Annotated in this window: 15 protein-coding genes; 12 read left to right on the top strand and 3 right to left on the bottom strand. The window is 40.3% G+C overall.

Annotated elements, in window-relative coordinates:
* Positions 1-56 precede the first annotated feature (56 nt).
* The 6 genes from A5875_RS18390 (at position 57) to A5875_RS18415 (ending at position 5,958) form a co-directional block, all read left to right on the top strand.
* Positions 57-539, top strand: a complete 483-nt coding sequence (locus A5875_RS18390) for a PTS sugar transporter subunit IIB (RefSeq protein WP_088935034.1) — start codon at positions 57-59, stop codon at positions 537-539.
* A gap of 19 nt (positions 540-558) precedes the next feature.
* Positions 559-1,350 carry a PTS mannose/fructose/sorbose/N-acetylgalactosamine transporter subunit IIC gene (locus tag A5875_RS18395; RefSeq protein WP_088935849.1) on the top strand — a complete coding sequence of 264 codons (792 nt, stop codon included), beginning with the start codon at positions 559-561 and terminating at the stop codon, positions 1,348-1,350.
* A complete protein-coding gene (locus A5875_RS18400; RefSeq protein ID WP_088935035.1) occupies positions 1,340-2,173 on the top strand; it encodes a PTS system mannose/fructose/sorbose family transporter subunit IID in 834 nt (277 codons plus the stop codon). The genes A5875_RS18395 and A5875_RS18400 overlap by 11 nt, the downstream gene beginning before the upstream one ends.
* 82 nt (positions 2,174-2,255) lie before the next feature.
* Positions 2,256-4,439, top strand: coding sequence for a glycoside hydrolase family 31 protein (locus A5875_RS18405; protein ID WP_088935036.1), 2,184 nt, complete (start codon positions 2,256-2,258; stop codon positions 4,437-4,439).
* Positions 4,440-4,469: 30 nt separating this feature from the next.
* A complete protein-coding gene (locus A5875_RS18410) occupies positions 4,470-5,501 on the top strand; it encodes a LacI family DNA-binding transcriptional regulator (protein WP_088935037.1) in 1,032 nt (343 codons plus the stop codon).
* Between the two features lie 37 nt (positions 5,502-5,538).
* A complete protein-coding gene (locus A5875_RS18415) occupies positions 5,539-5,958 on the top strand; it encodes a PTS sugar transporter subunit IIA (protein ID WP_088935038.1) in 420 nt (139 codons plus the stop codon).
* Positions 5,959-6,015: 57 nt separating this feature from the next.
* On the opposite strand, the gene A5875_RS18420 is transcribed toward A5875_RS18415, so the two are convergent.
* Positions 6,016-6,483, bottom strand: coding sequence for an Rrf2 family transcriptional regulator (locus A5875_RS18420; protein ID WP_088935850.1), 468 nt, complete (start codon positions 6,481-6,483; stop codon positions 6,016-6,018).
* 105 nt (positions 6,484-6,588) lie between these two features.
* On the opposite strand from A5875_RS18420, the gene A5875_RS18425 reads away from it, so the two are divergent.
* The gene (locus A5875_RS18425) at positions 6,589-7,434 is read left to right on the top strand and encodes an SDR family oxidoreductase (protein WP_088935039.1); all 846 of its coding nucleotides are present in this window, start codon (positions 6,589-6,591) and stop codon (positions 7,432-7,434) included.
* 117 nt (positions 7,435-7,551) lie between these two features.
* Here A5875_RS18425 and A5875_RS18430 read toward each other — a convergent pair whose 3' ends face one another.
* On the bottom strand, positions 7,552-8,148 hold the full coding sequence (locus A5875_RS18430; RefSeq protein WP_088935040.1) for a uracil-DNA glycosylase family protein: 597 nt from the start codon (positions 8,146-8,148) through the stop codon (positions 7,552-7,554).
* A gap of 211 nt (positions 8,149-8,359) precedes the next feature.
* Here A5875_RS18430 and A5875_RS18435 point away from each other — a divergent pair, with 211 nt between their 5' ends.
* The 3 genes from A5875_RS18435 to A5875_RS18445 all read left to right on the top strand — a co-directional run bounded on the left by A5875_RS18435 (position 8,360) and on the right by A5875_RS18445 (position 10,761).
* Positions 8,360-9,421, top strand: coding sequence for an ABC transporter permease (locus A5875_RS18435; RefSeq protein WP_088935041.1), 1,062 nt, complete (start codon positions 8,360-8,362; stop codon positions 9,419-9,421).
* 69 nt (positions 9,422-9,490) lie between these two features.
* Positions 9,491-10,192, top strand: a complete 702-nt coding sequence (locus tag A5875_RS18440; protein WP_088935042.1) for an ABC transporter ATP-binding protein — start codon at positions 9,491-9,493, stop codon at positions 10,190-10,192.
* Positions 10,193-10,224: 32 nt separating this feature from the next.
* Positions 10,225-10,761: a TetR/AcrR family transcriptional regulator gene (locus tag A5875_RS18445; protein WP_088935851.1), complete on the top strand. Its 537-nt coding sequence runs from the start codon at positions 10,225-10,227 to the stop codon at positions 10,759-10,761.
* Positions 10,762-10,805: 44 nt separating this feature from the next.
* Here A5875_RS18445 and A5875_RS18450 read toward each other — a convergent pair whose 3' ends face one another.
* Positions 10,806-11,447, bottom strand: coding sequence for a hypothetical protein (locus A5875_RS18450; protein WP_088935043.1), 642 nt, complete (start codon positions 11,445-11,447; stop codon positions 10,806-10,808).
* A 322-nt stretch (positions 11,448-11,769) separates the two neighbouring features.
* Between A5875_RS18450 and A5875_RS18455 the strand changes: the two genes are divergently transcribed.
* Both A5875_RS18455 and A5875_RS18460 read left to right on the top strand, forming a co-directional pair.
* Entirely contained in the window at positions 11,770-12,348 is a 579-nt protein-coding gene (locus A5875_RS18455; RefSeq protein ID WP_088935044.1) for a TetR/AcrR family transcriptional regulator, read from the top strand.
* Between the two features lie 4 nt (positions 12,349-12,352).
* A complete protein-coding gene (locus A5875_RS18460) occupies positions 12,353-12,952 on the top strand; it encodes a hypothetical protein (RefSeq protein ID WP_088935045.1) in 600 nt (199 codons plus the stop codon).
* Positions 12,953-12,955 lie beyond the last annotated feature (3 nt).

Below are 12,955 nucleotides of genomic sequence, written 5' to 3' on the forward strand. Positions count from 1 at the left end.
ATAATAACCTCATAAATAGTTTAACGTTAAACTAAAAAATTAAAGGAGAGATTGTTATGCCGATTGCTGTAGCTAGGATTGATCAAAGAATGATTCATGGGATTGTTGTGAATCAGTGGTTCGCCCATCTTCAACCGAAACGATACATGGTAGTGGATGATCTGGTTAGTCAGGATGAAGTTCAAAAAGCCGCGATGCGCTTATCAAAACCAACGGGAACGGGTATGAGCATTATTAATACGGAAAAGGCAATTCAGAATTTTAAAAATGGAAACTATGATTCGCAGAAAGTTTTTCTGATTGTTCGTCAGCCTGAAACAATTATTCGTTTTTTAGAAGAAGGAATCGAGATTCCAAGAGTTGATTTAGGAATCATGTTTGATGCAGAAGGAAAAGAAAAAATTTCAAAATTCATTTCATTAACTGAAAAAGAAAAAGACGAGCTGGAAACGATCAAACGATTAGGGGTTCCTGTATTTGTAAAATATGTACCGGATGATCAAGATGTGCCTTATAGCAGTTCTTTAGTTTATAAATAGAATGAAAACGCTTCGCTCAATGCCGGAATTTCTACAAAATATTTTAATTATACTTTTGGCCGTAGTAATGACATTGGATGTACAAGGAATCGCCGTGATAACAGGTTTTCCTGCAATTATTGGATTATTTGCTGGTTTGATTATGGGAGATATGCAAACGGCGATGATTATTGCCGGCACATTTCAATTAATGAATTTAGGGGTCGCTGGTTTGGGCGGCTCGTCCGTTCCAGATTATGGACTGGCAACGATTATTGGAACATTTGTCGCAGTCCGAACAGGGATAGGAACTGGTGCCGCTTTAGCAGTTGGCTTGCCAGTTGGGATGTTAGCGATTCAGCTAGACGTGTTAGTAAAAATGATCAATACAGGTTTTGCTATGAAGGCCAAAGAGGCCGCTAACGCCGGACAATTCAAAAAAATGAATTTCTGGTTATGTGTGGGACCATTATTTTTTGCACTGAAACAAATTATTCCAACGACGATCATGGTGTTCTTCGGAACTGGAGCAGTTGAACTTATTTTAAAGGTGATTCCAAAGTGGATGACCAATGGCTTGAATATTGCCGGCGGGATGCTGCCGGTCGTCGGGGTGGCACTGCTGCTTCATTATATGCCAACCAAAAAATATTTGACCTTTTTAGTTGCTGGCTTTGTCTTTTCAGCGTATCTAAATTTGCCAGTCTTAGCAATTGGCCTATTAGGTTTTGGTGCCGCTTACTTGATTTTCAATATTGAAATGAACAAATCGGCAGCAGCGACCAATGGAACAGTCAATACTCAAGTGGAGGGTGATGATTATGATGAATAATCCGGAAAATCAATCAGTGAGCCAACCGATTCTTACAAAGAAAGAGCGTCATAGAGCAGCCTTGCGGTACATGTTTATGGGAGTAAACAATTTTAATTACGAAACACAACAAGGACCAGCAGTTGTATTTTCTTTGAACAAGGCGTTGAGAAAGATTTATCCCGATGATAAAGATTATATCGAATCGTTAAACAACCATTTTAAATATTTTAATACCACGACAGCCATGGCAAATATCATTCTTGGTGCCAGTCTGGCGATTGAAGAACGTGATGGTGGGAAATCGATCGAGTCCGTTCAGTCACTGAAAACTTCTTTAATGGGACCGTTTGCTGGAATCGGGGATACGTTGATTTGGATTCTAATCCCGACTATTTTGGGTTCGATTTCTGGTTATATGGCTTTGGAGGGGAATCCAGTCGGTGCGATTATCTGGCTTGTGTTCAATATCATTTTTGCCTTTGTAAAATTAAAGCTTTGGGATCTGGGCTATTCATCAGGGGTGAAGCTGGTTACAACGTTAGGTGAAAAACTGGCGATCTTTACCGAAGCAGCCTCAGTCATGGGCTTAACAGTCGTGGGTGCATTGATATCTACAGCAGTAAAAGTACAAACAGGACTAACGTTTAAGACTGGAGCAGTCAAGCTGCCGCTTCAAGCCGATGTTTTGGATAAAATCATGCCGGCACTATTACCGGTTTTACTGACGGTAATAGTTTACAAATTGATTGGAAGTAAGCGATGGACAACGACGAGAATCATCGTGCTGCTGATCGTACTTTCAATGGTAGGCGCTTTTTTAGGAATTTTGACACCAGCTTAATAAAAATCAAAAAATTATAACGAATCATCAAAAATGGGATCGTGCATCTCATATTTGATGAAGGACTCTAGGAGGATAACAAATGAATATTATCCAAGGAGCGGACTATCGCTTCACGGTAATTACCAGCAAATTATGTCGCTTGGAATATTCGAAAACGGGTGTTTTTGAAGATCGGCCGACTCAATTCGTTCAAGAAAGAGATTTTGGCAAAGTAGACTATACGGTGAAAGAGAATAGCGGCGGACACTTAGTGGAAATTGAAACGGATTCCTTCCATTTATATTATGATGGAGGAGAATTCAATGGCTCAAATCTCTACATTGATGCCAAGTATAACTATGGAACGTATTTTTCCAGATGGTATTTTGGCGAAAAGGATAAAAAAAATCTACTAGGAACAGTTGAAACCTTGGATAATGTGGACGGAGCGATTCCGTTAGATCCAGGGATTCAAAGCAAAGATGGTTTTAGCTACATTGACGATACCAACTCCTTCGTGCTCTTAGAAGATGAGTTCGCACCGCGAAATCCTCAAGAAGTTGACGGCTATTATTTTGCTTACGGTCGGGATTATCGTAAGGCGCTTCAGGATTACTATCGTTTATCTGGAAAAACCCCATTGATCCCGCGCTATGCTTTAGGGAATTGGTGGAGTCGCTATTATAAGTATACTCAAGCTTCCTATTTGGAATTAATGGATCGCTTTGAGGAAGAAGGAATCCCTATCAGTGTTTCTGTAATCGATATGGATTGGCATAAAACTGAGATTCCGAAACGTTTTGGTTCAGCTTGGACAGGTTATTCTTGGAACAAAGAATTATTCCCTGATCCCAAGGCCCTATTGACCGAACTGCATCAAAGAGGCAAGCATGTAACCCTGAATGTTCATCCCGCGGCGGGGATTCGCGCATTTGAAGACAGCTATCCGGCGGTCGCAAAACGGATGGGTCTTGATCAAGCTGCTGAAGAGCCAGCGAACTTTGATTTTAATAATCCCTTATTTAGAGAAAGCTATTTCACCGATGTCCATCATCCGATTGAAGAACAAGGCGTGGATTTTTGGTGGGTGGATTGGCAGCAGGGGGCTAGTCGCGATAAAACCAAAGTAGAGCCACTATGGGCATTGAACCATTATCATTTTCTCGATAATAGCAAACGACATGGTGGTGATGGACTGTTGCTTTCACGTTATGCCGGACCAGGATCGCATCGCTATCCGCTAGGTTTTTCTGGTGATAGTCAAATCACTTGGGCATCGTTAGCATTTCAGCCTTATTTTACAGCGACAGCGACAAATATCGGCTACACTTGGTGGAGTCATGATATTGGCGGGCATTATCGCGGAGCCTATGATGCGGAATTATCCTTGCGTTGGCTGCAATTTGGCGTATTCAGTCCGATCAATCGTCTCCACAGCTACGATAATCCTTTTGTTGGGAAAGAGCCATGGAATTTCCCGCTTCAAGTTGAACATGCGATGAGTAATTTCTTGCGACTTCGGGGAGAGCTGATCCCGTATCTTGATACAGCGAACTATCATACAAGCATCTCAGGAAGAGCGTTGATCGAACCAATGTATTATCAATATCCTGAAGAGCGCGAGGCTTACAATTTCCCAAATCAATACCTATTTGGGAGCGAAATGTTTGTAGCACCGATTACGACACCAACTACTGCTGATACCCAGATGAGTATGGAGGAAGTATGGCTGCCGGAAGGTGTTTGGTACGATTTCTTCACTGGTTTAAGATATCCCGGCGGAACAAAAATCAAGGTCTGTCGCGATTTTGATTCTATTCCAGTCTTTGTTAAAGCCGGCGGAATTGTTCCATTAAGCAAAGATTACATGGGTGATCCCGAAATTCTGCCGAAGAAAATCAGTGTCCAAGTCTTTCCGGGAATGAATAATGAGTATTCAATGTTTGAACACGTTGAATCAAAAATTGCTGAGACTGTTTTCCATTATGATGATAAAATGAAAGAGTTGACTTATACTGTAAATGATCCAGAGGGTCTGATTCCGGAAGATCGAACGATTGAAATCGTTATTCATAATACTGAAGAAAATCAAAATGCCCAAGTGGAAGCACTAATTATGAAAAAGCTTCAATTTACAAAATTGGATTATGAGAAGAAAAAAGAAATATTCCGTTTTCTACCGACCGCTTTTTCAGATTCACGAAAATTCTCAAGCTACATCGAAACACTTGAGAATCCGGCGATTCGGACTATGCTGATGGAAATGTGCTATTTAATTGAGTAACAGAACCCTAATGAGGAAGGTTGGTTATTGATGAAGGTAACTATAAAGAAAATTGCCGAAGAGGCTGGAGTGTCCGTGACAACTGTATCGAATGTCATTAATAATCGCTCCCATCGAGTTAGTAAAGAAAAACTCGCGTTGATCAACTCAATCATAAAAAAATACAATTATACCCCCAATTTGAATGCACGTTCTTTGGTCAAGGCACCTAGTAAATTAATTGGTTTGATTTACTATTCAAAGCGCCACAGCAAAGATATCGTCAATCCCTTCGTCTCCGAAATCTTGTCAGGGGTCGAATATGAAGCAAAAAAACAAGACTATTTCGTGCTGTTTCATAATGTCCAAAATGTCGAGGACCTGATCAAGATCCAAACGAACTGGCAGTTTGCCGGCTTCGTGATCGTGGGAGTTCCCTCTAATTTATTCAAAGAGATTGATTCATTGCTAGAAGTTCCTGTGGTTTATATCGACACGGTCTTGGATGCCCCTGATCTTAGAACGGCTTTGTCTAATCCCAATACGATGTTTGTTAACACCGAGGACGCAGAACTAGAAGCGATCGCGACAAACCATTTGATTGAAAATGGGCATAAAAAAATTGGCTTTGTTTCAAGAGGCTTTTTGGAAAATGAACCAAGCGTCAACGAACAGCGGTACGCAGGTTATAAAAAAGCCTTAACGGAAAACGGCATCTCCGAATTGCATAAGATCGAGCGCTCAAAAGAGATCGGTTTTGAAGCCTATCTTGAGGTTCTAAAAAATTTGACAGCGGTAGTTGTTTCTGAAGATTTCTTGGCGATTGAACTGATTAATTTTTTAAAGGAGCAGCAGATTGAATTATCAGTCGTTGGTATTGATGATATCGCCTTTGCATCCTTAGTGGAACCGCCGCTAACAACTATTCGAATCGACCATACAGAAAAAGGGGTGATTGCGATTAACAAATTGATCGCAAATATTTCTGAAAGCTTTACTGGTCAGTATACGAGCGTCAATGGTGAATTAATTACGCGCCAATCAGTGAAAAATATAAATGCTTCGGCTGAGCTGAAGGAGTAAACTGCATGAAGAAAAATCATGAGAGGTAGAAGGAACGATGAGAAAAATTATCTTTGCGAGCCACTTGAATTTTGCAAAAGGGTTGGAAGAAACGGTAAAATTTATTATGCCGAATTCAGCCGAGATTGTTACGATTGCGGCCTATACGCAAAATATCCCTGTTGAAGAAGAAATTGCTGTACAACTGGATGACTTGACGGAAGAGGACGAGGCAATCATTTTTACCGACCTTTTAGGCGGCTCGGTCAATCAAGCATTTGTCCCGTATCTTTCTAATCCGCATGTCCATGTTATTACAGGAATGAACTTGCCGTTGATCATCACTGTATTGCTTGGCTTAGGCGATGAGTATGTCGAGCCTGCTTTTCTGGAAAAGGCCATTCAAGAAGGCCAAGAACAAATAATCTATGTAAATTCCTACTTGGCTGCTCAAGGCCTTGATGATGAGGATGAATAATTTGGAAATAAAAATGTGCGCTTCCGTTTTGCGGAAAGCGCACATTTTTTTGCCGTTTCATAGAAATTTTTTTAAAACAGATTCATTTTCAGGTCTTTTTTCTATTTCCAGCTTTGCGATTTTATGGACCAAGCTATCGAGGGTGATCTCGTTCATTTCTTCTTCTACTTTTTTCTGCAGCTCATCGTATTTTTCATTCAATACATCCTGAATATTTGCACCGACGATACAATCAGGATTGGTTTTCGGATCGACTTGGATCAGGTTGGTATTTCCTTCGATGCTTTTATAAATATCTAGCAGCGTGATCTCTTCGGGGCGCTTTGCCAGAGTCGGATTCGGTTTTCCAACTTGGGTAATGATCAGACCAGATTTTTTTAATTGACTCATGATTTTTCGGACATTTGCCGGATTCGTTTCGACACTTCTAGCGATCATTTCACTAGATAGGACATCGGTTCCTTTATAGATTTCGATATAAGCAATAATATGGATAGCATCACTGAATTGTATCGAATATTTCATTTTTTTCGGTCCTTTCAAAATTTCTCTCTTGACATATCTTATCATACTACTTATGATTATAGGTGTAAATTATAAATATACAGCTAAAAATAAGGAGTGGATAACATGAAGTATTTAGTAACAGGAGCAACTGGTGGATTTGGTAGTTATGCGTTAGATTTTTTGAAGGAAAGTGTGCCGACTGCTGACATTTATGCCTTAGTACGAAGCGAAGAAAAGGGCGCAGCTTTAAAAGAAGCGGGCTTGAACATCCGCATTGGTGATTATGCAGATAAGGATTCAATGAAACAGGCGCTGGAAGGAATCGATCGTTTACTATTTGTTTCTGGCGCTCCGGGGAATCGTCAAGAAGAACATGCCAATGTAGTGGAAGCCGCAAAAGAAGCTGGTGTTGCTTACATCGCTTATACAAGTTTTGCTGGTGCGGATAAAGCAACCAGTCCTTTAGCAGCGGACCATATCTTTACTGAACGATTGATCGAAAAATCAGGCATCGCCGATACTTTTTTACGGAATAACTGGTATTTAGAAAATGAAATGCCGATTGCTGGCGCGGCCTTGAACAATGGAAAATTTGTTTATGCGGCTGAAAACGGAAAAACTGGCTGGGCACTGAAAAGAGAATATGCGGAAGTAGCCGCAAAGGCGTTAGCTGGAACGGAATATCCAGCGATTCTGGAACTCTCTGGCAAACCGGTAAGCTATGATGCATTGGCAGAAGCTTTGAAAAAAGCGACAGGAAAAGATTTTGAAGTGGTGAGATCAGACGATCAAGGCTTTATTGATAATTTAGTTGGCAGCGGCATGCCTCAACCCGTGGCAGAAATGTTCTTGTCCTTCCAATACGACATAAAAAATGATCAATTGGACGTGGTGTCTGACGACTTCGAAAAAGCACTCGGCAGACCGTTAGTCAGCTTGGAAGCAGGCTTCAAAGAACTGCTGGCTTAACAATCGGAAACATGAACTGGTGTCAGGGAGAAATTAAGATGTTGGTGTGAACTTGATTCTTTTAGTAGAAAAACGACTATCCCATTATTGGGGGATAGTCGTTTTTTTGTGAATATTTTAATCCGAAATTATCTCAAACATAATCGCTAGATCTTCTGCTGCCATTTGGACTTTTGATTTTTCAATCAAAATATTTTTACCGGTCATGATGTATGAAGGCATGATTCGGATAGTTTGATAAAAAAGCTCACTGTGGCGCAGCTTGTAGGTAGAGATTGCCGGGACGGCATTTTTCTTGGTAGCTTTTTTAGTTATTCGGTTAAAGCATTTCTTTGCGACATCCCCCATCAGCATAATGACTTTGACATTTGGAAAAAGGGCCAACTCTGTTTCCAAATAGGGGAGACTTCTTTCGATAGCGGCATTATCGATCGTCGTTTCGGTCTTAGGTGTTTTGATCGCGTTGGTGATATAGATTCCATGCTCCAAAATTTCCTGAATGTTTGTGGCCTCAATGCCGGCCTTTTGAAATAAAGGGATCGTCGTTTCCAGATAAGCGGCGTCTTCTGATCCATAGAAATCATTTTCAGGATAAGCGGGGACCACCTCGTTGATCATGATCGCTTTGATTGATAGCGGATCGATAGTAATATCGTTCAAACGAATTTGGGCGTCTGCCTCGATCGTTTTTTCAATCTCCTGTTTAATATTCATCGTCTAACCTCCTTTAATTTCAGTGTACAATACAAATCTTGACAAAGTATGTCCAGTTTCTCTTAATTTCCAGAATAATCCGGCCCATTTGCAAAATGACTAGAGGATTTCAAAAGAGAATTTTTTCCAATTCGCGCCAAGCAAATTATTTTCCTAAAAAAATTAATCGTGTTACCGTAATTTTATCAAGTGATAAGTGGAGGTCATAATTATGTTTTTAGCAATAAATGAAATCAAACATTCCAAGCTGCGCTACACGTTAGTGATGGGCGTAATGTTTCTGATTGCCTATTTGGTGTTCTTTTTGACGGGGTTAGCCTATGGGCTGGCGCAGGACAATCGGACAGCGGTGGATAAATGGAATGCGGATAATATTCTTTTGACGGAAGAGGCGAATAATAATTTAAATATGTCGATGATCCCGTTGAAAACCTTTGATGAGGTGAAAGCAGATAAAAAAGCATATCTTGCCCAAACAGCCGGCGTCATAAAAGGGGATAGCGGAGAAAAAATTGATGTCAGTTTTTTCGGGATTGACAAGGATCAGTTTTTAGCGCCTAAGCTGACCAGCGGAAAAATGTTTTCTTCGGATGATGAAGCCGTCGCTGATATTTCGCTGAAGGATCAATATAATTTGAAAATCGGCGAAACGGTTAAAATGGCCGGCAATGATAAAACGTTGAAAATCGTTGGCTTTACAGATAATGCGAAATTTAATGTAGCCCCGGTGCTTTACACAACGATCGGAGCGTATCAGGAAATCCGGTTTGAAACACAAGGAACGAGTGGAAATACCCGGATCAATGCGATCATCACTCGCGGAAAAGTGCGATCAGTTCCCGATGACTTAGACAAAATCAGCATCAAAAGCTTTATCAATGATTTACCGGGCTATAACGCACAGGTGTTGACCTTTGGATTTATGATCGGTTTCTTGATCGTGATCGCGGCCATCGTGATCGGTATTTTTATCTACGTATTAACGATGCAGAAAGCGGAAATTTTTGGTGTGATGAAGGCACAGGGGATTTCCAGCCGCTATATTTCCAATTCGGTGATCGCCCAAACCTTTTTACTGGCAACAGTCGGGGTTGTGATTGGGTTAGGCGCCACGTTAGGAACAGCCTTGGTATTGCCGGATGCAGTGCCATTTCAGGTTAACATGCTGTTTTTTGGCAGCATTAGTCTCTTGATGATCTTAGTCGCATTGATCGGAGCGTTCTTCTCAGTACGAACTATTGTTAAGATCGATCCATTGAAAGCAATCGGCTAGGTCGTCTGTTCAACCTTTTGCCGTTTCATAAAGCAGGATGTGTCATTCTAGTTAATAGGAGGAAAAAGCATGAGTGCAATTGAATTTAAACAAGTAGAAAAAAACTTCAAAGATGGCGACTCGACGATCGAAGCATTAAAGGAAACAAACTTTTCAGTAGAAAAAGGAGAGTTTGTCGCCATTATCGGTCCTTCCGGGTCCGGGAAAAGTACGTTTTTAACGATCGCAGGAGGGTTGCAATCACCGTCTGCCGGCGAGGTGTTGATCAATGATGAAGATTTTAGTGAAAAAAAAGAAAAGGAACGGGCCAAATTACGCTTTAAAGAAATCGGCTTTATCTTGCAGGCATCTAACTTAGTCCCGTTTTTAACAGTTAAAAAGCAGCTGAAATTAGTCGATAAGGTCAGTAAAAATGATAATTCAGCCGTCGCAGAAAAATTATTCGAACAACTAGGAATCGCCAGCTTAGAAAATAAATATCCCGAAGAGCTTTCCGGTGGGGAACGACAGCGTGTCGCGATCGCCCGTGCGTTATATCATGATCCAACGATTATATTAGCAGATGAACCAACCGCTAGTTTGGATTCGGAAAAAGCATATGAGGTCGTTAAGATTCTAGCCAAGGAAACCAAAGAAAAAAATAAGGCGACGATCATGGTGACTCATGACACGCGCTTAGTGAAATTCTGTGATCGAATTTTAGAAATGAAGGATGGCAAATTGGAGGAAAAAGCAGTTTCCCCAGACGAGCAACAAGCAGATAGCGTATAATGGTTGTACCAAAGGAAAAATGGGGCGATTCGATGTATGAAGAGATTTTGGATGTTGCCGAAGAATTATTTATGAAACAAGGGTACAATGACACATCTACTCGGCAAATCGCGAAGATTCTGGGAATTACGCAACCAAACATCTATTATCATTTTAAAAACAAGGAAAATATTTATTATCAAGTGATGCAGCGTTTAGCAGCTGAGGTCGGGGAGAATTTGCGCGAGTTATCCGCCAAGAACACCAACTTCGAAGAGAAAATCATGGCGATGGCTTTCTATCTCCAGCAAAGACATCCTTTCAGTCTGTTCATGATGATGCATGATATTCAGCATACGCTGAATCCGGAAACAGCAAACAAGCTTTTTACTCTCTGGAGTGATTCTTACAAGAAACCGTTTTTAGATGTTTTTGAAAACGAAACGAAGATCAGAGCTTCCCTCGATACTGAATTTGCGGTTCGTCAATTATTTATTTTAATCTCGGCTTATTTGGATGCACCAAAAGAAGTCCGAAAAGATAATTTAGAACAAGCAATAGCGATCTTTTTCCACGGCGTCTTGAAATAAATAGCAAAAAAATCCCGCCATCAAATCAGATGGCGGGATTTTCACTATGCTAAGACAGCTGCGATCATGTCTGGTAATTCTTTTTTCATTACACGTTTTGTCGATAGAGCATCCGTGTAAGTGATCGTTTGATCGGCTGCGACCGTTGCTAGTAATTGACGGTCTTTTTTAGGCGGGTTGTAGAAAACTTCGATTGCTTGGTCTGCATCTGACCATTCGGCAGAATAGTTTGATTTAGACTTCAACGATTGATTCAATGCTTCCGCCTGTTCAGCAGTTACACCAGCGCTCGCCGGTTCTTTGACTACATCAGCCAAGATATCTTGAGCCAGTTCAGCTGCTTTGTCAGTGTCTTCATTAGCAGCAGGTGTTGCAGATTTGAAGCTTTCTGACCATAAGTTGTAGATGCTGTTAGTCAATTGATTCAGCGTGTTGGTTTGCGGTTTTTGAATATGTGCATCGACCAATTCTTTGAATGAGCGGTCTTGCTCGGCACTTTGGATATGACGTGTTTTACCGTCAGGAGTTTTTTCCTCTAGGTGGAGCTGATGCGGTTTAGCCTTGTCAAAATAGATTTTTACATCACTGTGGATGTGATTTGCCAGTGTTTCTTCCACTTGGGCAAATGTTTTGCTGATTTGTTTGTTACGAAGCTTGATTGATTTTTTAATACTTTTTAAATTCACGAGTATTTTTCAGTCACTTTCTTTTAAGAGTTGTATTAATCGTTAGTATTATAGCATACTTCGTGAAAAGTGCAGTAGGAATAAGAAAAAAGCTGTTATTTGATTCAGACAAATCTCATTTTTGAATGTTTTAATAAGAATGAATCCAGTTTTATCAAAAAAATCTCGATTCTCATTTCGAATGAAAGAAGACTTTTAATCAAATAGAATTGAGCGTACTGAGGATTTTCTTCCTTAGAGTTTTTATTGTTTCAAAAAGATATCGACATATTGAACAACGTTCAGTATAATGTGATTGAACATTGTTCAGGGAGGTGGCAGGATGGCTGAGAAAAATAGTCTTAAAGAAACCATTATTCAGGTTACCACAGAGTTAATCGAGGAAAACGATGGAAAAGTTGATCGAATTACTGCTCGAGTAATTGCAACACGAGCAAATATCGGCTTAGGTTTGATTAATTATCATTTTGGTAGTAAAGAGAAGCTGATTGCGATTTGTGTTCAGCGGATTATTGGTGAGGTCATTTCTAATTTCGATACGACAAAAGTTTATTTAACTGACAAGGAACGTTTAACGGCTTGGGCAACACATGTATTCAATTTTTTGTTTGAGCATTCGGCGATTGCCAAAATATCAATATTATCAGATCTGCAAAATTATACGCCAAAGAGCAATTCCGCATTCACTCAATACGGTTTTAGGAATGCCTTGACGAGCACTTCTGATGAAAGGGATAAAGCATTCCTTTCTTTTGTACTTACGGCTGCAATGCAGGTCGCTTTTTTAGGCTGCGAAGCGGTGAAGGATTTACTTGGTTATGATTTTGAAAAAGTCAGCGATCGTGAAGCATATATAAAAAAGCTAGTTAGCACAATGCTAGCAAATACCGAAAGGGCGTGAGTGAGTGAATAGAAAAATTGCGAAGCTTTCATCCTTGGTAAATGTATTTGCTGTTTTTAGTTTTGCACTAGCAATGCTCGCTGGTTCGGATTTTTTTAGTTATTTTAGCGCCATTTTTATCGCTTTTAGTTTTGTGCCGATGATTAGTTCGTTTTGTTTTTTTGCAACGAGTGATGTGAAATTGGCGGGGTATGTTTCAGTAGGTTTTGCGATTGTGTACGCTACATTGATTTTGCTGGTTTACTACGCGCAAATTACTACTGTTCATGCAGGGAGATTATCGCATGAGGCTTTAACACTACTTGATTTTCAACAATTTGGTCTCTTTTTCAATTATGATATGCTGGGTTACGGCTTGATGTCACTGGCTACTTTTTTTGCAGGATTGACGCTGAATGTTCAAAGTAAAGTGGATAAATGGCTAAAAGCAATGTTGCTTGTCCATGGGATTTTCTTTGTCAGCTGCTTTTTTATGCCGATGTTTGGTTTATTCAAACCGGATATGGCAGGCGGTGATTGGATCGGAATAGCCGTCCTGCTAGTCTGGAGTCTCTATTTTATCCCAATAGGAGTCTTATCGTTTAAGCATTTTTCCAGAATTTAGGGC

Origin of the sequence: Enterococcus sp. 3H8_DIV0648, from assembly GCF_002140655.1 — a bacterium.
Taxonomy (GTDB): Bacteria; Bacillota; Bacilli; order Lactobacillales; family Enterococcaceae; genus Enterococcus_A; species Enterococcus_A hulanensis.

Bases quoted from the DNA above. Each gene is read 5' to 3' on its own strand.
- A5875_RS18390 (WP_088935034.1), top strand. From the start codon at position 57: ATGCCGATTGCTGTAGCTAGGATTGATCAAAGAATGATTCATGGGATT.
- A5875_RS18395 (WP_088935849.1), top strand. From the start codon at position 559: ATGCCGGAATTTCTACAAAATATTTTAATTATACTTTTGGCCGTAGTA.
- A5875_RS18400 (WP_088935035.1), top strand. From the start codon at position 1,340: ATGATGAATAATCCGGAAAATCAATCAGTGAGCCAACCGATTCTTACA.
- A5875_RS18405 (WP_088935036.1), top strand. From the start codon at position 2,256: ATGAATATTATCCAAGGAGCGGACTATCGCTTCACGGTAATTACCAGC.
- A5875_RS18410 (WP_088935037.1), top strand. From the start codon at position 4,470: ATGAAGGTAACTATAAAGAAAATTGCCGAAGAGGCTGGAGTGTCCGTG.
- A5875_RS18415 (WP_088935038.1), top strand. From the start codon at position 5,539: ATGAGAAAAATTATCTTTGCGAGCCACTTGAATTTTGCAAAAGGGTTG.
- A5875_RS18420 (WP_088935850.1), bottom strand. From the start codon at position 6,483: ATGAAATATTCGATACAATTCAGTGATGCTATCCATATTATTGCTTAT.
- A5875_RS18425 (WP_088935039.1), top strand. From the start codon at position 6,589: ATGAAGTATTTAGTAACAGGAGCAACTGGTGGATTTGGTAGTTATGCG.
- A5875_RS18430 (WP_088935040.1), bottom strand. From the start codon at position 8,148: ATGAATATTAAACAGGAGATTGAAAAAACGATCGAGGCAGACGCCCAA.
- A5875_RS18435 (WP_088935041.1), top strand. From the start codon at position 8,360: ATGTTTTTAGCAATAAATGAAATCAAACATTCCAAGCTGCGCTACACG.
- A5875_RS18440 (WP_088935042.1), top strand. From the start codon at position 9,491: ATGAGTGCAATTGAATTTAAACAAGTAGAAAAAAACTTCAAAGATGGC.
- A5875_RS18445 (WP_088935851.1), top strand. From the start codon at position 10,225: ATGTATGAAGAGATTTTGGATGTTGCCGAAGAATTATTTATGAAACAA.
- A5875_RS18455 (WP_088935044.1), top strand. From the start codon at position 11,770: ATGGCTGAGAAAAATAGTCTTAAAGAAACCATTATTCAGGTTACCACA.